This window comes from Rheinheimera sp. B2H12 (assembly GCF_059620065.1).
In genome coordinates, this window is record NZ_CM184363.1 from 14,517 (window position 1) to 36,148 (window position 21,632).

General features: G+C 51.5%; 21 protein-coding genes. 12 read left to right on the forward strand and 9 right to left on the reverse strand.

Going from position 1 to position 21,632, the window contains the following annotated elements; translation table 11 throughout:
* The first annotated feature begins 140 nt into the window (after positions 1 to 140).
* Positions 141 to 440: a YciI-like protein gene (locus AC53GJ_RS00065; RefSeq protein ID WP_496730503.1), complete on the forward strand. Its 300-nt coding sequence runs from the start codon at positions 141 to 143 to the stop codon at positions 438 to 440.
* 104 nt (positions 441 to 544) lie between these two features.
* Here AC53GJ_RS00065 and fadA read toward each other — a convergent pair whose 3' ends face one another.
* Entirely contained in the window at positions 545 to 1,714 is a 1,170-nt protein-coding gene (gene fadA, locus AC53GJ_RS00070; protein ID WP_496730504.1) for an acetyl-CoA C-acyltransferase FadA, read from the reverse strand.
* A 15-nt stretch (positions 1,715 to 1,729) separates the two neighbouring features.
* Complete coding sequence (gene fadB, locus AC53GJ_RS00075; protein WP_496730505.1) at positions 1,730 to 3,883, reverse strand: fatty acid oxidation complex subunit alpha FadB; 2,154 nt, start codon at positions 3,881 to 3,883, stop codon at positions 1,730 to 1,732.
* A 170-nt stretch (positions 3,884 to 4,053) separates the two neighbouring features.
* Between fadB and AC53GJ_RS00080 the strand changes: the two genes are divergently transcribed.
* The 4 genes from AC53GJ_RS00080 (at position 4,054) to AC53GJ_RS00095 (ending at position 8,485) form a co-directional block, all read left to right on the forward strand.
* A complete protein-coding gene (locus AC53GJ_RS00080) occupies positions 4,054 to 5,994 on the forward strand; it encodes a transglycosylase SLT domain-containing protein (protein ID WP_496730506.1) in 1,941 nt (646 codons plus the stop codon).
* A gap of 85 nt (positions 5,995 to 6,079) precedes the next feature.
* A complete protein-coding gene (gene pepQ, locus AC53GJ_RS00085; RefSeq protein WP_496730507.1) occupies positions 6,080 to 7,402 on the forward strand; it encodes a Xaa-Pro dipeptidase in 1,323 nt (440 codons plus the stop codon).
* 94 nt (positions 7,403 to 7,496) lie between these two features.
* Positions 7,497 to 8,018, forward strand: a complete 522-nt coding sequence (locus tag AC53GJ_RS00090) for a GNAT family N-acetyltransferase (RefSeq protein WP_496730508.1) — start codon at positions 7,497 to 7,499, stop codon at positions 8,016 to 8,018.
* Between the two features lie 110 nt (positions 8,019 to 8,128).
* Entirely contained in the window at positions 8,129 to 8,485 is a 357-nt protein-coding gene (locus tag AC53GJ_RS00095; RefSeq protein WP_496730509.1) for a hypothetical protein, read from the forward strand.
* A gap of 326 nt (positions 8,486 to 8,811) precedes the next feature.
* Here the strand turns inward: AC53GJ_RS00095 and AC53GJ_RS00100 are convergent, their stop codons facing one another.
* The 5 genes from AC53GJ_RS00100 to def form a co-directional block, all read right to left on the reverse strand.
* The gene (locus AC53GJ_RS00100; RefSeq protein WP_496730510.1) at positions 8,812 to 9,213 is read right to left on the reverse strand and encodes a hypothetical protein; all 402 of its coding nucleotides are present in this window, start codon (positions 9,211 to 9,213) and stop codon (positions 8,812 to 8,814) included.
* A gap of 214 nt (positions 9,214 to 9,427) precedes the next feature.
* Complete coding sequence (gene trkA, locus AC53GJ_RS00105; RefSeq protein ID WP_496730511.1) at positions 9,428 to 10,804, reverse strand: Trk system potassium transporter TrkA; 1,377 nt, start codon at positions 10,802 to 10,804, stop codon at positions 9,428 to 9,430.
* A complete protein-coding gene (gene rsmB / locus AC53GJ_RS00110) occupies positions 10,801 to 12,102 on the reverse strand; it encodes a 16S rRNA (cytosine(967)-C(5))-methyltransferase RsmB (protein WP_496730512.1) in 1,302 nt (433 codons plus the stop codon). Before rsmB ends, trkA begins: the two co-directional genes overlap by 4 nt.
* The gene (gene fmt, locus AC53GJ_RS00115) at positions 12,099 to 13,100 is read right to left on the reverse strand and encodes a methionyl-tRNA formyltransferase (RefSeq protein ID WP_496730513.1); all 1,002 of its coding nucleotides are present in this window, start codon (positions 13,098 to 13,100) and stop codon (positions 12,099 to 12,101) included. Before fmt ends, rsmB begins: the two co-directional genes overlap by 4 nt.
* An 18-nt stretch (positions 13,101 to 13,118) precedes the next feature.
* The gene (gene def, locus AC53GJ_RS00120) at positions 13,119 to 13,625 is read right to left on the reverse strand and encodes a peptide deformylase (protein ID WP_496730514.1); all 507 of its coding nucleotides are present in this window, start codon (positions 13,623 to 13,625) and stop codon (positions 13,119 to 13,121) included.
* Between the two features lie 123 nt (positions 13,626 to 13,748).
* Here def and AC53GJ_RS00125 point away from each other — a divergent pair, with 123 nt between their 5' ends.
* From AC53GJ_RS00125 to AC53GJ_RS00140, 4 genes are all read left to right on the forward strand, one after another.
* Entirely contained in the window at positions 13,749 to 14,903 is a 1,155-nt protein-coding gene (locus AC53GJ_RS00125) for a LysM peptidoglycan-binding domain-containing protein (protein ID WP_496730515.1), read from the forward strand.
* 24 nt (positions 14,904 to 14,927) lie between these two features.
* Positions 14,928 to 16,019 (forward strand): DNA-processing protein DprA, encoded by a 1,092-nt coding sequence (gene dprA / locus AC53GJ_RS00130; RefSeq protein ID WP_496730516.1) that lies wholly within the window; start codon positions 14,928 to 14,930, stop codon positions 16,017 to 16,019.
* A 2-nt stretch (positions 16,020 to 16,021) separates the two neighbouring features.
* The gene (locus tag AC53GJ_RS00135; RefSeq protein ID WP_496730518.1) at positions 16,022 to 16,495 is read left to right on the forward strand and encodes a DUF494 family protein; all 474 of its coding nucleotides are present in this window, start codon (positions 16,022 to 16,024) and stop codon (positions 16,493 to 16,495) included.
* A gap of 188 nt (positions 16,496 to 16,683) precedes the next feature.
* Complete coding sequence (locus tag AC53GJ_RS00140; protein WP_496730519.1) at positions 16,684 to 17,151, forward strand: DNA topoisomerase family protein; 468 nt, start codon at positions 16,684 to 16,686, stop codon at positions 17,149 to 17,151.
* 115 nt (positions 17,152 to 17,266) lie between these two features.
* Here the strand turns inward: AC53GJ_RS00140 and AC53GJ_RS00145 are convergent, their stop codons facing one another.
* Both AC53GJ_RS00145 and purE read right to left on the reverse strand, forming a co-directional pair.
* Complete coding sequence (locus AC53GJ_RS00145) at positions 17,267 to 18,418, reverse strand: 5-(carboxyamino)imidazole ribonucleotide synthase (protein WP_496730520.1); 1,152 nt, start codon at positions 18,416 to 18,418, stop codon at positions 17,267 to 17,269.
* Complete coding sequence (purE, locus tag AC53GJ_RS00150; protein ID WP_496730521.1) at positions 18,418 to 18,906, reverse strand: 5-(carboxyamino)imidazole ribonucleotide mutase; 489 nt, start codon at positions 18,904 to 18,906, stop codon at positions 18,418 to 18,420. Before purE ends, AC53GJ_RS00145 begins: the two co-directional genes overlap by 1 nt.
* A gap of 124 nt (positions 18,907 to 19,030) precedes the next feature.
* On the opposite strand from purE, the gene tsaC reads away from it, so the two are divergent.
* Genes tsaC through AC53GJ_RS00165 form a run of 3 tightly spaced genes read left to right on the forward strand, consistent with a single transcriptional unit; the run spans position 19,031 to position 21,618 of the window.
* Positions 19,031 to 19,597, forward strand: a complete 567-nt coding sequence (gene tsaC, locus AC53GJ_RS00155) for an L-threonylcarbamoyladenylate synthase type 1 TsaC (RefSeq protein ID WP_496730522.1) — start codon at positions 19,031 to 19,033, stop codon at positions 19,595 to 19,597.
* Positions 19,598 to 19,649: 52 nt separating this feature from the next.
* Positions 19,650 to 20,570 (forward strand): oxygen-dependent coproporphyrinogen oxidase, encoded by a 921-nt coding sequence (gene hemF / locus AC53GJ_RS00160; protein WP_496732834.1) that lies wholly within the window; start codon positions 19,650 to 19,652, stop codon positions 20,568 to 20,570.
* A 46-nt stretch (positions 20,571 to 20,616) separates the two neighbouring features.
* On the forward strand, positions 20,617 to 21,618 hold the full coding sequence (locus tag AC53GJ_RS00165; RefSeq protein ID WP_496730524.1) for a D-alanine--D-alanine ligase: 1,002 nt from the start codon (positions 20,617 to 20,619) through the stop codon (positions 21,616 to 21,618).
* The last annotated feature ends 14 nt before the right edge of the window (positions 21,619 to 21,632 follow it).

The following is a 21,632-nucleotide window of genomic DNA, read 5'->3' on the forward strand; positions in this document are numbered from 1 at the left end:
TTTTTGACAATTTAACATAAAACAAAGCAAAGATCTGCCACCCGGTGTTGTCCTGAAATCGCGATAGCTGGCGGATAAAGGATGCTGTAAGGTCAGACATGAGCAGCGAATTGCACATTGATGAGATGAGAGGTGAAGCTATGCATTTTTTATTAATTTACCACACCACCGCCGATTATATCGCAAGGCGTGGCGAATTCCGGCTGGCTCATCTGGCGTTGGCCTGGCAGGCCGCTGAACGTGGTGAATTGTTGTTAGGTGGTGCTGTTGGTGAGCCGGCAGATGGCGCCATGTTGTTGTTTCGTTGTGACAGTGCCGACATTCCGGCCGCTTTTGCCAAAGCCGATCCTTATGTTGTAAACGGCCTGGTCAGCAGCTGGCAAGTGAAACCCTGGCATACTGTGGTTGGTGATACTGCGGCGACGCCAGTTAAACCTTAATCATCAGCGGCCTGCTTGCTTGTTGGTGCTGTAAATGACATAAAAAAGGGCTGAGTCTCAGTCAGCCCTTTGCAGATCCTTGGTCAGCAGACAAAATGGTTCAGTTAGCCATCAACCCGCTCAAATACCGTCGCAATGCCCTGGCCTAAGCCAATACACATAGTGGCTAAACCGTATTTGCCGCCTTTGCTTTCCAGCACGTTCAGTAAAGTGGTCGAGATCCGCGAACCAGAACAGCCCAGTGGGTGACCGAGTGCAATAGCACCGCCGTTTAAGTTAACCTTGGTTTCTTTCACTTCAAGCAAACCTAAGTCTTTCATCACCGGCAGCGCCTGCGCCGCGAAAGCTTCATTCAGTTCGAAGTAGTCGATTTGACCAATGTCTAAGCCGGCGGCTTTTAACGCCTTTTTCGAGGCTGGCACCGGGCCGTAACCCATGATAGATGGGTCGCAACCGGCCACACCCATGCCAATGACGCGGGCGCGGATTTTCAGGCCCAATGCGCGGGCTTTGTCTTCGCTCATCACCAGCATGGCAGAAGCGCCATCGGATAAAGCTGAAGAGGTGCCAGCCGTGACTGTGCCGTTGGCCGGATCAAACACCGGACGCAGCGCAGCTAAGGATTCCACGGTAGTTTCCGGGCGAATCACTTCGTCGGTATCAAACAGCTTCAGCACGCCATCGGCGTCATGGCCTAAACAGGGCAGAATTTCGTTTTTAAAACGGCCTTGAAGCGTTGCTTCATGCGCTAAGCGATGTGAGCGGGCACCAAATTCATCTTGGTCCTGCCGGCTGATGCCATGCATTTTACCCAGTAATTCAGCAGTTAAACCCATCATACCGGCAGCTTTCGCCACAGAAACACCAAGGCCAGGGTGGAAATCGACACCGTGGGTCATTGGCACGTGGCCCATATGCTCCACACCACCGATGAGATACACTTCACCCATGCCCATGGCAATAGAGCGCACGGCATCATGCAGCGCCTGCATCGACGAACCACAGAGACGGTTAACGGTCACTGCCGGCACTGAATGCGGAATACCAGCCAATAAGGCGGCGTTACGCGCCACGTTAAAACCTTGTTCCAGCGTTTGTTGCACACAACCCCAAATCACGTCATCAATCTCGCTTGGATCAAGACCAGGGTTACGTTCTAAAATGCCGCTCATCACATAAGCAGACAGTTGTTCAGCGCGGACATTACGGAAAATACCGGCTTTTGAGCGACCCATCGGGGTCCGGATGCAGTCGACAATCACAGCTTGTTTCATGGTAATTCTCCGCAATTAAACCGGGTAAAACACCTGGCCGTTGGCAGCCATGGCGCGGGTTTTGTCAGTCACCTGGTAGATTTCACCCAAGTGCGCGTATTGGTCGGCCATGGCTACAAAGTTGGCCAGGCCAATGGTATCAGCATAACGCAGCGGACCACCGCGGAACGGAGGGAAACCTAAACCGTAAATCAAGCCCATATCTGCTTCAGCCGCTGATGCAACTATGCCTTCTTCTAAACAGCGGATCGCTTCGTTGATCATCGGTACCATAGTGCGGGCGATAATTTCATCGGCCGAGAATTCTTTGGCTGGTGCTGCGATACCTGCTAACAAAGCGGCACTGGCGGCATCCAGGTCTTTTTTCGGTTTACCTTTGGCATCTTTGCTGTAGGCGTAAAAACCGAGGCCATTTTTCTGGCCAAAACGCTGGGCGTTGTACATAGCGCTGACCGGGTCGTTATCAACTTTTGCCATCCGGGTCGGGAAGCCATCTGCCATCACGTCAGTACAATGATGGGCAGTGTCTAATCCCACCACATCCAGCAGGTACGCCGGGCCCATTGGCCAGCCGAATTGTTTTTCCATCACTTTGTCTACTTTGGCAAAGTCAGCGCCATCCAGCACTAATTTGCTAAAACCGGCGAAATAGGGGAATAACACGCGGTTGACGTAAAAACCTGGGCAGTCATTAACGACGATGGGCGATTTCCCCATTTTTGCCGCATAGGCCACCACGGCAGCGATGGTTTCATCTGAAGTATCTTTACCGCGGATAATTTCCACCAATGGCATCTGGTGCACCGGATTAAAGAAGTGCATGCCACAGAACCGGCTTGGATCTGCTAAATTCGCCGCTAAGGTATTGATCGAAATTGTTGAAGTGTTGGAGGTGATAATCGCATCCGGGCCAACCACAGTTTCAATGTCTTTCAGCACAGCGCCTTTGATTTTCGGGTTTTCGACCACGGCTTCGACTACGATGTCGACACCTTTGACGGTTTCATTCGACAGTGTTGGCGTAATAGACGCAATCACTTTGGCCATGCCAGCCGCATCTAAGCGTTTGCGCTCCACTAATTTGCCGAGCAGCTTCATGGCTTCGCCCATGCCCAGTTGCAGCGCTTTATCGTTGATATCTTTCATCACCACCGGCACGCCTTTGGAGGCTGACTGGTAAGCGATACCGCCGCCCATAATGCCTGCGCCCAATACTGCTGCTTTATGGATGGCTTTTTTCGCCAGTTTACCGGCTTGTTTGGCTTTGCCTTTGAGCAACTGATCGTTCAAGAACAAACCAATCTGGGCGGTCGCTGCATCGGTTTTCGCCAGTTTGGCAAAACCGGCGTTTTCCAGCGCCACAGCGCCAGCACGGTCTAACTGGGCGGCTTTTTCAATGGTTTCGACTGCCAGCATCGGTGCCGGGTAATGTTTACCGGCATTGGCGAACACCATGCCTTTGGCGGTATTGAAGCTCATGATGGCTTCAGTTTTATTCAGTTTGAGTGGCGATAATTTGGCGGCGCGCTTTTTGCGCCAGTCCAGCTTGCCGGCAATGGCGTCCTGGACCATGGATAAGGCCGCGGCCATCAGTTTGTCTGGTGCCACTACGGCATCTATTGCGCCTTCTTTTAACGCTTGCTCAGCGCCACGCTCTTTGCCGGTGGTGATCCACTCCATCGCAGTGTCAGCGCCAACAATCCGTGGTAAGCGGGCGGTACCGCCAAAACCAGGCATCAGACCGAGTTTAACTTCCGGTAAACCAATTTTGGTGCTGGTATCCGCCACCCGGTAGTCAGCCGTTAACGACCATTCACAGCCGCCGCCTAAGGCAAAACCTTTTAAAGCGACGACTGTTGGAACTGGGAGATCCTCTGCCAGGTCGAAGATGTCGGACGCTTGTTTAATCCAGGGAATTAAATCTGCCTCCGGCTTTTGGAAAGTAGCGAGGAATTCAGTAATATCAGCACCAACGATGAAGGTTTCTTTGGCACTGCTGTAGATTAAACCTTTGAGATTGTTATCCTGATGCAGGATTTCCAGCGCTGCGCGGCAATCAGCCAGCGTCTGCTGGTCAAATTTGTTTACCGAGCCGGCTGCGTTAAAGGTAAACTCGGCAATACCGTCGGCAATGTATTGCACGGTAATGCTGGAACTCTGGTAGATCATGGATGTTCTCCTTCGTCGCATGGGTGACAGATGCTTTTATATTGCAACAGGTCAGATGAGTCTTGTGCAGGTCCAGTGTGTCGCGGTTCAGAAAAAAATTCAACCGTTATTTAAACGCTTGTTTGAATTGGCCGTCGGCACCTGTGTAACTATAGGTGGTATTTATACAGATGTGGCAACTGAAATTCTGGTTATCAGGGACAACCCCGGCGCGCGCTTTAGTGCTGGCGTCGGCCTTAGGGATGTTGACACTGCCGGTGCTGGCTGCACCGTCGGATGCTGTGCTGCGTGAGCGTTTTCTGCAGGCAGAAAAGGGCATTCACAAAGCAACGCCGGAGCAAGCAGCGCGGATGTTGCGTGATCTGCATGATTATCCGCTGAAGCCATATCTGGAGTTGGAATTACTGAGCCGTTCGCTGGGGGATACCGGCCGGGTGCAAAACTTCCTTAACCAACATCAGGGCTCACCGCTGGAATGGACGCTGAAAAAGCGCTGGCTGATGTATTTGGCCAGTGTCGGCCTCAGTCAGCCTTATCTGAAAAATTATCAGATGGGCAGCGATACGGTGCTGGATTGTTATGCGCTGCAATTGCGGCTGCAAAATGAACCCGCCGCTGGGATCTGGCCTGCAGTAGCAGACATCTGGACTGTCGGTGAGTCCAGACCGAAAGAATGTGATGCGTTATTTAGCCGCTGGCAAAAAGCCGGCCAGCGTACGCCTGAGGTGATCTGGGCACGGCTGAAGAATGTCGCCAATGGTGGCGACGAGCGGATTATTCCTTATCTGCGCACTTTACTGCCGAAGAATCAGCAGTATCTGGGCGATAAATGGAAGCAAGTGATGGAAAATCCCGGGCTGGTGCAACGACAAAAGTTCCTGCCGCTGAAACATCGCTGGGAGCGGGAGATCCTGGCTTATGCGCTGAAAAAAATGATTTGGAAACAACCGGAACAAGCGCTGAAGGTATGGCAGCGTTTTGAAGCCGATCCACAGTTTACTAAAGGGCAACGTATTGATGTAGCAAGGCAGTTTGCTATCGCGTTGGCCAGTAAGGATGATCCGCGTGCCAGTAAATTTATTGCCATGGTGCCGGTAGAACTGAAAGATGATTTGTTTATTCAGTGGCAACTGGCGTCGTTATTACGGCAACAGCGCTGGGCTGACGTCGAAAAAATGCTGCTGGAACTGCCGCAGGAAAGTCTGAAAAAAGATCATCTGCAGTATTGGCTGGCACGCTCTTATCAGCAGCAAGGCAAAACTGATGCCGCCAGGCAAGTGCTGGCGGATGTAGCCTTGCAGCGCAGTTATTATGGTTTTATGGCGGCGGCTAAACTGGGATTAAAACCCAGCCTGGCGCACAAACCTGTGCCGGTAACGGCAGCGCAATACCAGGCTTTTAAGCAAAGTGGTTCTATTGCCAGGATGTATGAGTGGGAAGCCATTGGCCGGCCAAACGCCGCCAAACGCGAGCTGACTTTCCTGCAAAAATACGGTTCGGAAACGCAGAAGCTCAGTGCGGCCAAGTATGCTTATGATAAAGGCTGGTATGACAGAGCGATTTTCGCGCTGGCGGATGCCGGTTATTGGGATGACGTTGATATGCGTTTCCCGATGGTGTTTAACAAAGAAATTCAGAAGCATGCCAAGGCAGCCAGGGTTGATCCGGCCTGGGCTATGGCAATTACCCGGCGCGAAAGTACCTTTATTCCGACGGCAAAATCGCCGGTCGGAGCCCATGGTCTGATGCAAATTATGCCGCAAACCGCCAAGCACATCACGGGCCGGCGGGTGGCGGTAGAAACTTTGTATAATCCGAATACCAATATCGATATGGGCACCGATTATCTGAATTATCTGATGCGGCAAAATGACAATAATCTGGTGTTTGCCACCGCTTCTTATAATGCCGGTTACAGCAGAGTGAAAAGCTGGTTGCCAAAAAACGGCCAGATGCCGATTGATATCTGGATTGAAACCATTCCCTTTAAAGAAACGCGGGAATACGTCAAAGCTGTGCTGGCTTATTATCAGATTTATAATATCCGGATGAACCAGTCACACGATGTGTTTGTACCTTTAAGTACGATGCAGGTCGGGCAGGCGTCTTAACCCTGACGACTTCGTTACATTTGCCAGCCGGCAACAGGTGAACGCCTGGTTGCCGCTGTTTTTCACTATCACAATGGGATCAGCCATGCGACCAGCTTACCAATCTTTGTACGCCGCTCACTTGTTTGAGTTACAACAACGCACCAAAGCCGTATTAGCCCGGGAAAATCTGGATGCGCTTGTCATCCATTCCGGCCAGGCCAAACGGCAGTTTCTCGACGATATGGATTATCCGTTTAAGGTCAATCCGCTGTTTAAAGCCTGGTTACCACTGGTAGACAACCCGCATTGCTGGTTGCTGGTGGATGGTATGAATAAACCTAAGCTGGTGTTTTATCTACCGGTCGATTTCTGGCATAAAGTACCGGATGCGCCGACTGACTTTTGGGCTGGCTTTTTTGATATTGAACTGATTGATAAACCCACCAAAGTAGAAAAACTGCTGCCTTATGACAAAGCGCGACTGGCTTATCTGGGGGAACAGCTGGAACTGGCGCGGGCGCTGGGTTTTACTGAGTTAAATCCGGAAGGGGTGCTGAGTTACCTGCATTATCACCGCGCTTATAAAACCGATTATGAGCTGGCCTGTCTGCGGGAAGCCAACCGTATTGCGGTGACCGGTCATCGTGCCGCCGAAGCAGCATTTCGCGCCGGTGGCAGTGAATTTGACATCCAGCTGGCCTATTTAGCCGCAGTGCAGCAAAGCGAAAATGAAGTGCCGTATGGCAATATTATTGCACTGAATCAGAACGCGGCCATTTTGCATTACACAGTGCTGGCGCGGCAGCAGCCTGCAGAGCATCACTCGTTTTTAATTGATGCCGGCGCTTCTTTTCATGGGTACGCTGCCGATATTACCCGCACTTACAGCGCGCAGGATAATGAGTTTGCCGCTTTGATCCAGGCGATGAATGCGGTGGAGTTGCAGTTGGTCGATAGCCTCAAACCTGGCATCAAGTACACTGAAGTACATTTAACATCGCATCAACTGATTGCCAATGTGCTGGCGGATTTTGATCTGGTGCAGCTAGGGGCCGATGCAATTGTCGAAACCCAGATCAGCCGCACTTTTTATCCGCACGGCATTGGCCATCACCTCGGCCTGCAAGTGCATGATGTGGGTGGTTTTATGGCAGATGAGCGGGGTACTCACGTCAGTGCACCGGACAATCATCCGTTTTTGCGTTCGACCCGGCTGATTGAACCTGGCATGGTGTTTACCATTGAACCAGGGCTGTATTTTATTGATTCATTGCTGGCGGATCTGAAACAAACTGAGCATGGCAAATACGTCAACTGGCATAAAGTCGATGCTTTCCGCAAATTTGGTGGCATCCGCATCGAAGACAACGTCATCGTCCACCGTGATCGCAATGAAAATATGACCCGCGAGCTGGGTTTGGCGTGATTGGCTGGCCGTATCAACGCCCAGTGTTTGCCCTCACAACGAAGCACTTTGATTGCGCTGCTTCGTTGTGTGTGACCTGAAGGAGCAGGATCAGATGACAACACAACCGATATTACCAACTAACCAGTTAATGTTAAGACCTTTTTCCCTGAGTGATGCGCCAAGGTTGCAGTTGCTGGCAGGGGATCGCCGGGTGTCGGTGATGACGGTGAATATTCCTTATCCTTACACGGATGGTCTGGCCGAGCAATGGATCAGCTCACATGCCGCCAGCTACCAACAGGGCGATGCCATTATTTATGCCATCACCCTGGCGCACAATGATGAGCTGATTGGCACTGTCAGTCTGACCCAACGCACCAGCGCTGACGCCAATCTCGGTTACTGGATTGGCGTGCCGTACTGGGGGCAGGGCTATTGCACCGAAGCCGCGGCTGCTTTGCTTGAATTCGGCCTGAAGCAGTGCGGTATTCCGCTCATTTATGCCAGACATTTGCAGACCAACCCAGCTTCGGGCCGGGTCATGCTGAAGAATGGTTTTCGTCATATCCGCACCTTAAGTCTGGATATCCATGGCAAAACCCTGATCATGGAGCATTACGAGCGCAGCGCATAACGGTCATCGATTGTCGGTTGTCACGGATCCGGCGGCAACAGTTTGGTGTAAAATGACCGGGCATCCTCGTATGCTTTGGTTTTATTGTTTGATGATTGGAGTCTGACCAGATGATCCCTTGGTATCTTGCCAGCGCTGTGGTGGCAAAAACGTCGTTATTAGGTTTAGGTGCAGTCACTTTATTGCTGTGTCTGTTGGCATTGCTGGCTCTTCGGCTGTTTGGCGGCAATTTAACCGCGCCATTACGACAGCGCATTGGCCAAATTTTCCGCACCGGTCTGTATTTGCATCTTGCCACTTACCTGATGCTGCTTGTCAAAATGTGGCTGCTTGAAGGCTGGCAAGATGTGCCGGCATTTTTACTCAGCCATCTGGTACTGCACCATGCTTTTTCGGCGCTGATTGCGACTGTGCTGATTGTGCTCACGATCCGGATTTATAACCACCGTAGTGCCGGGGTGTTGTAGTTGTTGACGGGTTGGTCGTTAGTCCGTGAAAACGGATAGTTTTTGTTTTTTTAGCCTGCAGCTGGCGGTTTTGTCACAGCGTTTCGCCGTTGGCGAGTTTCTTTCTTTTGCTTCGCCAAAAGAAAGAAACCAAAGAAAAGGCGACCCCGGATCGCTCGAAAGCCCGCAATAAAATCAATGGTTTGAGGCGCTGGGGCAACTCGGCCGCCGCTAGCGTCGGCGGCCTCAGACACTCCCCAGCTTAAAACCTCAAACCACTAATTTTATTTCGGCTCGCTCGACGGGGTATGAAACTGATTGAGTTATGTTCTCATTTTACTTGTCAGTTAAAATACGCCAGTTCCAATCTCGATAGGGTTATTAGACATATTAAAATTTTTAACAACTTTATTTTCATCAAAAAGCAAAACGAGTTCATGTCTTGTGCCTTTTGCTTTCGTGCCAGCGATACCTAAGGTGAAAACCACTGAACCAACAGTTTCGGGAGTTAGCGCAGAGGTATCGTCATATTGATATGTCCAGATTGCCAGGCCGCCATCAGTGAAGCTTGTTTGGAAAGGTGAGCCGAAATGAGCTTTAACATCATTTTGCGTGGTTTTACCTACCGTGATTATTTGTTGAATATCTGCTTCTGTGATCCCTTTCAGTTTGACACTCCCAACATTGGCACATCCTGCAACTAGTACTGAAAATAATAAAGTTATTACAGTGGCTTTTATCAATGACATAACAAGTCCCTATCTTAAAATTTCCATTAATTTGATACGATAAAATTATAATAAGAATAACTATTTTCAAAATAATTACAATAAGAGGGCAGGTGGCTAAAGTCCAGCAGGATCCCCCACGAATGAGAGTATGAAAACGCAATTGGCATGCAGTGTGCCACCACAGTGCAACCTAAAGTGGCACTGTGGTTTAAAGGCAAACCACTGTTGATGATTATAAAAACAACGCACTGACCTGGAATAAGCGTTCCACTTCGCCGATGTACTTTTTATCCACCAGGAACAAAATCACATGGTCGTCGGTGGCTATTTCGGTGTTGTCGTGGGCGATCATCACTTCGTCACCGCGGACTATGGCGCCTATGGTGCAGCCTGGTGGCAGTTTGATTTTGCCAATGGTCTGGCCGACCACTTTCGAGGTGGTTTTGTCGCCGTGCGCAATGGCTTCGATGGCTTCGGCGGCACCGCGTCGCAGCGAATACACGTTGACGATATCGCCGCGCCGGACGTGGGTCAGCAGTGCTGAGATGGTGGCTTGTTGCGGTGATACTGCAATATCGACTTCACCGCCTTGCAGTAAATCGACATAAGCGCCGCGTTTAATCAGCACCATGGTTTTTTGCGCGCCCATCCGCTTGGCTAACATCGCGGACATAATATTGGCTTCGTCATCGTTGGTGACCGCCAGAAATACATCCACCTGGTCGATGTTTTCTTCTTCCAGTAACTCTGGATCTGAAGCATCGCCGGCGTAAACCACAGTGTTTTCCAGCGCGCTGGACAGATATTCGGCCCGCTCTTTACTGCGTTCAATCAGTTTCACACTATGGGTTTTTTCCAGCGCTTTGGCCAGACCAAAACCAACATTACCACCGCCGGCAATCATAATGCGGCGATAACTGGATTCCAGTTTTTGCAGCTCGCTCATTACGGCGCGGATATGCTTAGTCGCTGCCACAAAAAACACTTCGTCGTCGGCTTCAATAATAGTGGTGCCAATAGGTTTGATAGCATGGCCACGACGGTAAATGGCGGCGACCCGGGCATCAATATGCGGCATATGCTCGCGCAGCGTAGAGAGCGCATGCCCGACCAGTAAACCGCCATAATAGGCTTTTACCGCCACCAGGCTGACTTTACCACCAGCAAATTCAACGACTTGTAAGGCGCCAGGATAATCAATCAAGCGGCGGATATAGTCAGTGACCAGGGTTTCTGGCGCGATAAAGTGGTCGACCGGCATATCATCTTTATTAAACAGCTGATCGCGGTATTTAATGTATTGGTTGGTCCGGATGCGCGCTACTTTGGTCGGGGTATTAAAAATACTGTACGCCACCTGGCATGCGACGATATTGACTTCGTCGCTGTTGGTGACAGCAATAATCATATCGGCATCTTCGGCGCCGGCTTTTTTTAAAATATCCGGATGGGCACTGTGACCATGCACCACCTGTAAATCCAGCTTGTCTTGCAGCGCGCGCAGTTTGTCGGCATTAATATCAACCACAGTGATGTCGTTTTCTTCACCGACTAAGTTTTCAGCCAGGGTTGCACCGACTTGGCCAGCACCTAAGATTATGATTTTCATCCGTTTGCCTTTTTCTGCAGTTTGGCGTAAAAGAAGCCGTCAGCGGCTTGTTCACCGGGTAACAATTGCCATTGACTTGCTGTAATATCCAGCCCGAGCGCCACTGCGCTGGCATCTGGATGATGCGCCAGAAATTGCTGAATTTGTTGCTGGTTTTCCGCCGGCAATACGCTGCAGGTGGCGTATAACAAAGTGCCGCCTGGTTTGAGCAAAGGCCAAATCTGGATCAGAATTTGTTGTTGCAGTGTCGCCAGCGCGGCGATATCAGCGGCTTTGCGCAGCCAGCGAATATCCGGATGGCGACGAATCACGCCGGTGGCAGAGCAGGGCACGTCCAGCAGGATGCGGTCAAATTGCTGGCCATCCCACCATTGTTTGGGGGTAGCGGCATCAGCGGCCCGAATGTCGGCCTGATGACCCAGTCGTTGCAAGTTGTCGCGCACCCGTTGTAACCGGCTGGCGTCTTTATCCAGCGCCAGCACTTGTGCGGCGGGGGCAAGCTCCAGCAAATGACCGGTTTTACCGCCAGGGGCACAGCAGGCATCCAGCACACGTTCACCATCTTGTGGCGCTAACAACAGGGCCGCAAATTGTGCTGCTAAATCTTGCACGGCAAACCAGCCATCGGCATAACCCGGCAGCAGCAATACATCCATCGGTTGTGTCAGCAAAATGGCTTGTGGCAAGCGGGGTTCTGGCTGGCTAAAGGCTATGTCAGCTGCACTGAGCGCTGTGGCGAAAGCTTCGACGGAGATCCGACGCGTATTTACCCGTAGCCACAGCGGCGCTTTTTGCTGGTTAGCCGCCAAAATGGCCTGCCATTGCTCAGGATAGGCCTGTTGCAGTGACTGCACCAACCAGGATGGATGGCAATGTTGCACCGCAGCGGGCGCCTGGGTTAACTCAAACAGTTCAGGTTTGCGCTGTACCGAACGCAACACGCCATTGATCAGCTTGGTCATCGACTGACCTTTCAAAGAGCGCGCCGCTTCCACTGTTTCACCAATAGCCGCGTGATCCGGTACCCGCAGAAATTTCAGCTGATAGATGCCAACGTAAATTAAAAACTGCAGGGGTCTCAGTTGTTTAATCAGCGGTTTGGCCATCAGTTGCTGACAAACAAAATCCAGCAGCGGTAATTGCCGCATCACGCCAAAACAAATTTCTTGCAGCAGTGCTTTGTCGGCTGGGTTGTCGAACTGTTGCTGTGCTTTGGGCAGTACATCCGACAACGATTTGCCCTGATCGACCACTTGGTAACAACAAGTGGCGGCAACGGCCCGTAAATTAGCGCTCATTGTGGCGAACCTGCGGCCTGAGCAGAGATCAGTACTGTGCCGACGCTAAACCATTCAGCGCGGCCATTAAGGAAATCAGCTGCCGCCATGGCTTTTTTGCCGGCAGGTTGCAGCAACTGTAACAGCAGCACACCTTCAGCGGTGGCGATGGCGATACCTTTTTTATCGGCCCGCAGCACTGTGCCAGGTTCGGCTGTGGTGCTGGTCGCTTCGACACTGGCTTGCCAGATTTTCAGCTGTTGCGTTGCCAATTGCGGTTGGCTGGCGGCTAAATGTTGCAGTGACAGATAACTGACCGGCCATGGATTAAAAGCGCGGATTTCGCGTTCCAAGGCGGCAGCAGACTTATGAAAATTCAGCTCTGCTTCTTCTTTACTGAGTTTTTCGGCGTAGTTAGCTGCGTCATCAGCTTGCGCCACTGCCTTGGCTTGCAGCGCCGGTAAATCTTGCAGTGCGGCCAGCAGGGCTTGAGGCCCAATGGCCGCAAGTTTGTCGTAGAGGCTAGCTGAAGTGTCGCTGGCACTGATCGGTAAACTGGCGGTGCTTAACATAGCGCCGGAGTCCAGGCCTTCATCCATTTGCATAATAGTGACGCCGGTCTCACTGTCGCCTGCCCAGAGTGCGCGCTGGATCGGGGCTGCACCGCGCCAGCGTGGTAACAATGAACCATGCACGTTAATACAACCCAGTCTTGGTGTCGTCAGCACGACAGCAGGCAAAATCAGCCCATAAGCGACCACAATCATCAAATCAGCCTGTAACGCTGCTAGTTCCTGTTGGGCTTTGGCTTTTTTTAACGATTTCGGCTGATAGACCGGCAGTTGATGTTGCAATGCCAATTGTTTGACCGGACTGGCTTGCAATTGTTGACCACGACCTGCGGGTCTATCGGGTTGGCTGTAGACGGCGACGATCTGATGGCCAGCATCCAGCAACGCCTGCAAATGACGGGCGGCGAAATCCGGCGTACCGGCAAAAATAATACGTAATGGAGTCACTTCAAATCCTGTGATGGCTTAACGTGCCGCGTTGCGGGCTTCTTTTTCCAGCTTCTTCTTGATCCGATCCCGTTTCAGCGGTGACAGGTAATCGATAAATAACTTACCCAGCAGATGGTCCAGCTCGTGTTGTAAACAAATTGCCAGCAGGCCATTCGCCTTTAATTCGAACCACTCACCTTGGGTATTTTGTGCTTTGACGGTGACTTCGGCCGCCCGTTCCACATTGGCATAACTTTGTGGCACCGACAAACAGCCTTCTTCATAAGTGGTATCACCGCTTTTGGCGATAATTTCCGGGTTGATCAGCACCAGCGGCTGGTCGCGGCTTTCAGAGACATCGATCACCACCACGCGCTGATGGACATTGACCTGTGTGGCCGCCAGACCGATACCATTTTCGGCATACATGGTTTCCAGCATATCCGCCACCAACTGGCGGGTCTGGTCAGTAATAGTGGCTACTGGCTTGGCAATAGTGCGTAAACGATCGTCGGGATAATGCAATACGGTTAAGACTGTCATGGTACCTACAAAATTGTGCGTTGTTTAACTATCTGTGATATGGTCTAATTTTAGCCATTAATCGAAAGTATTAATAGCGCAGTCTGCAATAATTCCCCTGAGTCCGAGCCCAAGGAAGCTGGCATGCTGAAAATTATCACCCTCTGTGTCGCTGCTTTGTGCCTTTGTTTTTCGCTGGCAACCTCAGCCCGGCAGTTGACTGTCAAAGCTGATGCACCAACCAGTTATGTGGTAAAAGAAGGCGATACCTTATGGCATATTGCCGGATTATACCTCGAACACCCTTGGTTGTGGCCACAGTTATGGCAAGTGAATCCGCAAGTACAAAATCCACATCTGATTTATCCCGGCGACAGGCTGATGTTAAGTTATGATGCCAACGGCCGGCCGCAATTAGCGTTGAATCAGCACAGCATCAGGTTATCGCCTGATACCAGCGGCCCTGTGGCGGGTCGGGACGTGCGTGCTGCGGTGCAAAAACTGAGTCCGCGCAGCCGGCAAACCCCTAAAGTCAGTCAAGCGGTGACCACTTTACCTCTCAGTATGATTCGGCCTTTTTTAACCTATGAGCAAGCGCTCAGTCAGGAAAAAATCGATGCGCTGCCTTATGTGCTGGGTGCCAACGAACAAATCAAAAATGCCAATGACAACCATCTGTTGTATGTCAGGGGCAGGTTAAATCCAGCCACTGGCTATGGCATTTACCGGCAGGGTAAGGCTTATCTTGATCCGGACAGTCAAGCCTTGCTGGGTTATGAAACCATTTTGGTCGCAACGGCCCGGGTGTTAAGAACAGGTGATGGTCTAGCTGAACCGGCTACAGTGCAAATTATTGATATTAAGCAAGAAATTAAGCAGGGTGATAAATTATTACCTGCGGCTGAAGGTCAATCGTTACCGGCTTTTTTTACCATGCGCCAGCCAGAGCGCCCGATTGAAGGCACCATCATCGATACCACTGCCGATTTACGCGAGTTTTCCAGCTGGGATATTGTGGTATTGAATCGGGGTGAGCAGGATCAGATCAAACCAGGTCATATGTTTGCGATTTACCGGCAATCACCGACAGTGGTCGACAGCAGTAAAGGCCCGGTGTATTTATCCGATGCCAGTAAATACCAGAAGTTAACCGGTGGCATCAACGGCGCTGTGTTGCCGATGCCAAAAGAAAAAGTGGGTCAGTTGATGGTATTTAAAGTCGCAGAATTAAGCAGCTTTGCTATTGTTACTTCCACGGTAAAACCGATCAGAGTTGGCGATATGATCGGCGACTTATAGGGCTTAGCCTGCAAGGAAGCTAGCATGGACGATCTGGCGTTATGGCTGGCACTGGCTTCAGTGCCGGCAATGGATTTGCACCGTTTGCAGCGTTTACTTGAACATATTCCGCTGACCGAGTTTTTTGGCGCTAGCCCCACGCAATTACAACATTATGGTCTGACTGCCCGCCAGAGCGAATTGTTACTGGCTCCTGATCATCCACGGATTGATGCTTGTCAGCGCTGGTTGGCGGCAGCGCCAGATCGGCATTTTATCCGTTGTATTGATCCGGACTATCCGCCGTTGCTGCGGCAGAGCAAACAACCGCCACTGGCCTTATTTGTCGTCGGGCAGCCAGCCTTACTGCAGCAACCGCAATTGGCGATTGTCGGTAGTCGGCAACCAACGCCCAGCGCCCGTCAAACTGCCTTTGAATTTGCCGCAGCCCTGAGCCAGGCGGGTCTGACCATTTGCAGTGGCTTGGCACAGGGCATTGATGGCGCCGCCCATCAGGGCGCTTTGTCGGTGCAAGGCGGCACAGTGGCTGTGCTAGGACATGGCTTGCAACATATTTATCCGAAACAACATACTGCTTTAACCGCCCAGATTGCGGCGCAAGGTGCTTTAGTCTCAGAGTATTTGCCGGATCAGCCGCCAAGGCCGGAGTTTTTCCCGCTGCGCAACCGGATTGTGGTCGGGCTGAGTGTTGGCACCCTGGTGGTGGAGGCGGCGCTGAAAAGTGGCTCCTTGATCAGCGCCGGTTATGCTGCTGAATACAGCAGGGACCTGTTTGCTATTCCAGGTTCTATTTACAATCCGCAGGCTGCCGGTTGTCATCAGTTAATTCAGCAAGGGGCTAAATTAACCACTTGTCCGGCCGATATTCTGGATGAACTGGTGGGATTTCAGCCAATCAGTCTGAAAGCACAGCCGGAACGTAAAAATAATTGTCAGCAAGCCTTGTTCGAAACCGGCTTGTTGGCTAACGTAGGAGATGAGGCTACGGCAATTGACGTCATCGCGGCGCGGGCGCAATTACCAGTAGCTGAAGTATCCATTGCCCTACTTCAACTGGAACTGACCGGTGAAGTAGCAGTAGTACCTGGTGGCTACATTCGAGTGAGGAGGGCCTGATTATGTTTGATATCCTCGTCTATCTGTTCGAAAACTATATTCATAACGAATCGGAAATCTATGTTAATCAGGCTGATTTGACCCGTGAGCTGGTCAAAGCTGGTTTTCATGATGACGATATTTTTAAAGCGCTGCGTTGGCTGGAAAATCTGTCGAAGTTACAGGAAAGCCACGTTAAACCTTATTTAACCAAAACCAATTCGACGGCTGTGCGCATTTTCACTGCCGACGAGCAACGTAAGCTGGATGCGGAATGCCGCGGTTTTCTGCTGTTTCTCGAACAAATTAATGTGCTGGATTTACCCACCCGTGAAATGGTGTTAGATCGGGTGATGGACTTAGACAGTAAAGAAGTCAGTCTGGAAGATTTAAAATGGGTGGTATTGATGGTGTTGTTTAACGCGCCAGGCCATGAAACAGCTTATGCCCAGATGGAAGATTTAATTTTTGAAGAGCCAACCGGACCGCTGCATTGATGCTGGCCGCGGTTGAATAAAAACCGGCTGCTAAGGCCGGTTTTTGCTGAGTGGCCGCACCGCGCTCACGCTGAACTGTGCAATAATAGCGTTTTTCTGACCTTGGGCGTCTGGTTATGTCTGAAGCTCCGTTGTTTGCCATTCCTGCGCACAAACAAATCTGTCCTTTGTGCCAGCACGAGCTGGTAATGAAGTCCGGTAAACATGGGCCATTTCTTGGCTGCAGCAATTATCCCTGTTGTCACTATATCCAGAATTTGCACCCGCATGACAGCACTGTGGTGAAACTGCTGGCGGATAGTCCTTGCCCCAGCTGTGGTTCGGTGCTGGCGGTGAAAAATGGCCGTTATGGCATGTTTATCGGTTGCAGCAATTTCCCCGAGTGTCATTTTATTGTGCACGAAGAGGCTCCCGAGGTAGCTGATGTGCATTGTCCGCAGTGTCAACAGGGCAAATTACTCGAGCGCACCAGCAAATACGGCAAAACCTTTTATGGCTGTGAACGGTATCCGGTTTGTGATTTTGTGCTGAATCTTAAACCTGTTGCCGGCACTTGCCGGCATTGTGGTTTTGGCTTATTGGCAGAGAAAACGACAGCGCATGGAGCTAAGTTAGTGTGCGCCAGCAAAAAATGTCAGTTACCGCAGGCGGACTGAACCGCACAAATGCTGGTGGTGTTCAGTGAGCATGGTCGTGGTCATCAAAGAGAAAGGCCCAACCGGGCCTTTATTTATCTGCGTTCAGCATGGGCGATGCCTATCACCACAGTGGTTATACCTGTTGCTGCAGTTGAGCGGCGACCTCAGCCACTTCCGGGAACTGTGCTGCTGGTAACAACTGAGCTAGTGCGACAAAACGTTCGGCCAGTTCAGCCACTGAATTGCCACAAATATTGATATGACCCATTTTGCGACCGGCTCTTTTACCTTTGCCATACCAGTGCAGATGACAAGACGGCAGCGCCAGTATTGCCGGATTCACCTGATCTTCACCGAGAATGTTCACCATCACTGTTGGCCGTACCAGCGCCGTGCTGCCCAGTGGCAAGCCACAGACTGCACGCAGATGGTTTTCAAACTGACAGGTATCGCTGCCTTGTTGCGTCCAGTGGCCGGAGTTATGGACCCGGGGCGCAATTTCATTCACCAGCAGTTGATCGCCAACCTGGAAAAACTCCAGTGCCAGCACGCCGACATAATCCAACCGGGCCGCCACAGCATCAAACATTTGTTTGGCTTGCTGTTGCAGTTGCTGCTTTGCAGGGACTGCCAGTGACACCGCCAGGACGCCGTTTACATGGTGATTTTCGGTCAGTGGATACACCACAGTTTCACCTTTGGCATTACGGGCACCAACCAGACTGACTTCGCGGTCAAAGCGCACAAACTGTTCGGCCACTATCGCTTGTGGCAACGTATGATCGGCACCTGCCATAAAGCTGGCGATATCAGCCCAGATAGCGGCGGCATCTTCGGCGTGTTTCAGCCGCCACTGGCCTTTACCATCGTAACCAGCCAGTGCGCTTTTCAGCACCAGTGGCAGACCAAGTGCGGCAATAGCCGCCTGAAATTCAGCTTCAGTCGTGACAATACGGTAGCCGGCATTGGCAACACCAGCGGCATCCAGCAGTTGCTTTTCCTGTCTGCGGTCGCCACCGGCTTTGATGGCCGTACTGTTGGGGAAAAACTTACCGCTTTGCTGGCAAATCTCCTGCACCGGATAAGGGATATGTTCAAATTCGGAGCTGACTACGTCGGCCTGGGCCACAGCTTCGGCCAGCGTCAGGCTGAAGGGTTGCTGGGTCAGTGGATGTAGTACGGTGTCTGTGTTGACGTCATAAGCCAGCACCTGCACATTCAGTGGTGCGCCTGCCAGTGCCATCATCCGCGCCAGTTGACCGGCGCCCATTACTAAAACCTGCATCAGTAGTCCTTAGCCGGATCCGGCTGGCTCAGCACTGAGTCTGTTTGTTCCTGCCGGAATGCATCAATTTTTTGCATTAACGCTGCATCGCTGGTGGCCAGAATTTGCGCAGCCAGTAAACCGGCATTGGCGGCACCGGCATCACCGATAGCGAGGGTGCCCACCGCCACCCCTTTAGGCATTTGCACAATAGATAATAATGAATCCAGCCCTTTTAAGGCTTTCGACTGCACAGGTACGCCCAGCACCGGCAAACTGGTGAAAGCGGCAGCCATCCCAGGTAAGTGGGCGGCACCACCGGCTCCGGCGATAATCACTTTTAAACCGCGACTGGCGGCGGCACCGGCGTACTCAGCCAGCAAGTGTGGGGTTCTGTGGGCAGACACGACAGTGGTCTCGTAACTGATGCCAAATTTGTCTAACATGTCCGCTGCATTTTTCATGGTGGGCCAATCAGATTTTGAACCCATAATGATACCGACTTTCATTGCTGTTTCCTCAAAACCGCCAGCTGCTGGCATAATAGCCGGCTATTATAGCCATCTGGCCGTGGTCAGGAAAATATTTGTGCACCGCTACGCCAGTAAGGCGTGTCACCCGGAGTTGAGTGTTATGCTATCTGAGACTGAATTAAACAAAGCAATCAAAGCGTTAACCGACGGACAAGTGATTGCTTATCCGACAGAAGCGGTGTTTGGTGTGGGTTGTGATCCGGATAATCAGCAAGCCATCGCCTTATTGTTAGCGTTAAAACAGCGGGAAAAAAGCAAAGGACTGATTTTAATCGCGGCGGATTATCAGCAACTGTTGCCTTATGTCGATGACAGCGCGTTGTCGGCTGAACAAAGAGAGCGGATGTTGCAAAGCTGGCCCGGCCCCGTCAGTTGGGTGCTGCCAGCCCGGGCTGGTCTGACAGATTGGCTGACCGGGCAGTTTGACACTATTGCGGTGCGGGTCAGCGACCATCCGCTGGTGCAGCAACTGTGCCGTGCCTATGGCAAACCGCTGACCTCGACCAGTGCCAATTTATCAGGTTTACCGGCTTGCCGCAGTGCCGCTGAAGTCCGGGCGCAATTAGGCGGGCAATTACCCCTGGTGCTGGATGCAGCGACAGGGGGTCGGTTAAATCCAAGTGAAATCAGAGATATCCGCACCGGACATATTTTCCGTGCCGGTTAACTGTCAGGCCAGACGGATCAGTCTGGCACAGGAGTAGAAGATGCAGACAGCAATGTCCCAGGTTGATAAAGCCCAGGTGAAAGCCTTTTTACTGGCGCTGCAAGACCAGATTTGTGCCAGCCTGGCCGCCGCCGATGGTAAGGCGGCGTTCGTAGAAGACAGCTGGCAACGGGCTGAAGGCGGCGGTGGCCGCAGCCGTGTGCTGACGCAGGGGGCCGTGTTTGAACAGGCCGGTGTCAACTTTTCCCATGTGTTTGGTGATAAAATGCCGGCTTCGGCCACGGCGCACCGGCCTGAACTGGCTGGTCGCGGTTTTGAAGCTATGGGCGTGTCACTGGTGATCCACCCGCTGAACCCGCATGTGCCAACCAGTCATGCCAATGTGCGGTTTTTTATCGCCGAAAAAGCCGGTGAAGCACCGGTCTGGTGGTTTGGTGGCGGTTTTGATTTAACGCCTTTTTATCCGGTGGAAGCGGATGTTCGGCACTGGCACCAGGTCGCGAAAGATTGTTGTGATCCTTTTGGTGCTGAGGTGTATCCGGCGTATAAAAAGTGGTGCGATGAATATTTTTATTTAAAACATCGGGCCGAAACCCGGGGTGTTGGCGGATTGTTTTTTGATGATCTGAACGAATGGGGTTTTGAGCGCAGTTTTGCCTTTATGCAAAGTGTCGGCAATGGCTTTTGTCAGGCGTATTTGCCCATAGTGGCGGCGCGTAAAGACACGCCTTATTCTGAGCATCAGCGCCAGTTCCAGCTCTATCGTCGTGGCCGTTATGTGGAGTTTAATCTGGTGTTTGACCGCGGCACGCTGTTCGGCCTGCAAAGTGGTGGTCGCACTGAATCGATTCTGATGTCAATGCCGCCGCTGGTGCGTTGGGAATATGGTTATCAACCGATAGCGGATTCGGCGGAAGCTGCGTTGTATCAACGTTATCTGCAACCGCAGGACTGGCTTGGCCTGAATCAATAATAAAAGTCAGCAGCAAGCTTTGCTTGTTGTTGCTAAGGAATAAACAATGAAATCTGTCCATGTGTTGTTGTTATGTGGTGGTGGCAGTCCTGAGCACGAGGTATCGCTGCGCAGCGCGAACTTTATCGAACAACAACTGAATTTGCTGCCTGATGTGCTGGTCACCCGGGTTGAAATGCAGAAAGACCACTGGCTGGATCAGGCGGGGCACTTGTGTGTGCTCGGGCTGGACCGGCAGCTGCATATTAATGGCCGCAGTCAGCGGGTTGACTTCGTCGTGCCTTGTATTCATGGTTATCCGGGCGAAACCGGTGATCTGCAATCGATGTTGGAATTAGCGGGTTTACCTTATTTAGGTTGCGGCCCAGAAGCCAGTACTTTATGTTTTAATAAAGTCAGTACCAAGTTGTGGTTATCCGCGGTAGGTATCCCTAATACGCCTTATGTGTTTTTAACTGACAGCAGTGCCGACAGTCTGGCGCAGGCACAACAAGCCTTGCAGCACTGGGGGCGGGTGTTTGTGAAGGCGGCCAGTCAAGGTTCCTCGGTGGGTTGTTATTCAGCGTCGACAGCGGAAGAACTGCAACAAGCGATCCATGCTGCCTTTGGTTATTCTGAGCAGGTGCTGATTGAAAAAGCATTAAAACCACGCGAGTTGGAAATTGCGGTGTATCAATACGGCGATGAGCTGGTTGCAACCCGGCCTGGCGAAATTTGCCTGCCGCAGAATCAGTTTTATACCTTTGAAGAGAAATACAGCGCCGCCAGCCACACCACCACCAGTCTGGCACCTGCCGGTCTGACCGAGGCGCAGATTGCCACCATGCAGCAGTTAGCGTTGAAAGCGTTCCGTCAGTTGAAGTTACGGCATTTATCTCGGGTCGACTTTTTCCTCACGGAACAAGGTGATATTTTACTGAATGAGATTAATACCTTTCCTGGCATGACATCCATTTCGATGTTCCCGCAAATGTTGGCACATCACGGCCATCAATTTACCCAGTATCTGCAGCAGATTATTCAGCGCGCAGTTCCAATAGCCAGTTAATACCGACCAAAGCT

Excerpts from the sequence above, each read along its gene's own strand:
- AC53GJ_RS00065 (WP_496730503.1), top strand. The coding sequence starts at position 141 with ATGCATTTTTTATTAATTTACCACACCACCGCCGATTATATCGCAAGG.
- fadA (WP_496730504.1), bottom strand. The coding sequence starts at position 1,714 with ATGAAACAAGCTGTGATTGTCGACTGCATCCGGACCCCGATGGGTCGC.
- fadB (WP_496730505.1), bottom strand. The coding sequence starts at position 3,883 with ATGATCTACCAGAGTTCCAGCATTACCGTGCAATACATTGCCGACGGT.
- AC53GJ_RS00080 (WP_496730506.1), top strand. The coding sequence starts at position 4,054 with ATGTGGCAACTGAAATTCTGGTTATCAGGGACAACCCCGGCGCGCGCT.
- pepQ (WP_496730507.1), top strand. The coding sequence starts at position 6,080 with ATGCGACCAGCTTACCAATCTTTGTACGCCGCTCACTTGTTTGAGTTA.
- AC53GJ_RS00090 (WP_496730508.1), top strand. The coding sequence starts at position 7,497 with ATGACAACACAACCGATATTACCAACTAACCAGTTAATGTTAAGACCT.
- AC53GJ_RS00095 (WP_496730509.1), top strand. The coding sequence starts at position 8,129 with ATGATCCCTTGGTATCTTGCCAGCGCTGTGGTGGCAAAAACGTCGTTA.
- AC53GJ_RS00100 (WP_496730510.1), bottom strand. The coding sequence starts at position 9,213 with ATGTCATTGATAAAAGCCACTGTAATAACTTTATTATTTTCAGTACTA.
- trkA (WP_496730511.1), bottom strand. The coding sequence starts at position 10,804 with ATGAAAATCATAATCTTAGGTGCTGGCCAAGTCGGTGCAACCCTGGCT.
- rsmB (WP_496730512.1), bottom strand. The coding sequence starts at position 12,102 with ATGAGCGCTAATTTACGGGCCGTTGCCGCCACTTGTTGTTACCAAGTG.
- def (WP_496730514.1), bottom strand. The coding sequence starts at position 13,625 with ATGACAGTCTTAACCGTATTGCATTATCCCGACGATCGTTTACGCACT.
- AC53GJ_RS00125 (WP_496730515.1), top strand. The coding sequence starts at position 13,749 with ATGCTGAAAATTATCACCCTCTGTGTCGCTGCTTTGTGCCTTTGTTTT.
- dprA (WP_496730516.1), top strand. The coding sequence starts at position 14,928 with ATGGACGATCTGGCGTTATGGCTGGCACTGGCTTCAGTGCCGGCAATG.
- AC53GJ_RS00135 (WP_496730518.1), top strand. The coding sequence starts at position 16,022 with ATGTTTGATATCCTCGTCTATCTGTTCGAAAACTATATTCATAACGAA.
- AC53GJ_RS00140 (WP_496730519.1), top strand. The coding sequence starts at position 16,684 with ATGAAGTCCGGTAAACATGGGCCATTTCTTGGCTGCAGCAATTATCCC.
- AC53GJ_RS00145 (WP_496730520.1), bottom strand. The coding sequence starts at position 18,418 with ATGCAGGTTTTAGTAATGGGCGCCGGTCAACTGGCGCGGATGATGGCA.
- purE (WP_496730521.1), bottom strand. The coding sequence starts at position 18,906 with ATGAAAGTCGGTATCATTATGGGTTCAAAATCTGATTGGCCCACCATG.
- tsaC (WP_496730522.1), top strand. The coding sequence starts at position 19,031 with ATGCTATCTGAGACTGAATTAAACAAAGCAATCAAAGCGTTAACCGAC.
- hemF (WP_496732834.1), top strand. The coding sequence starts at position 19,650 with ATGTCCCAGGTTGATAAAGCCCAGGTGAAAGCCTTTTTACTGGCGCTG.
- AC53GJ_RS00165 (WP_496730524.1), top strand. The coding sequence starts at position 20,617 with ATGAAATCTGTCCATGTGTTGTTGTTATGTGGTGGTGGCAGTCCTGAG.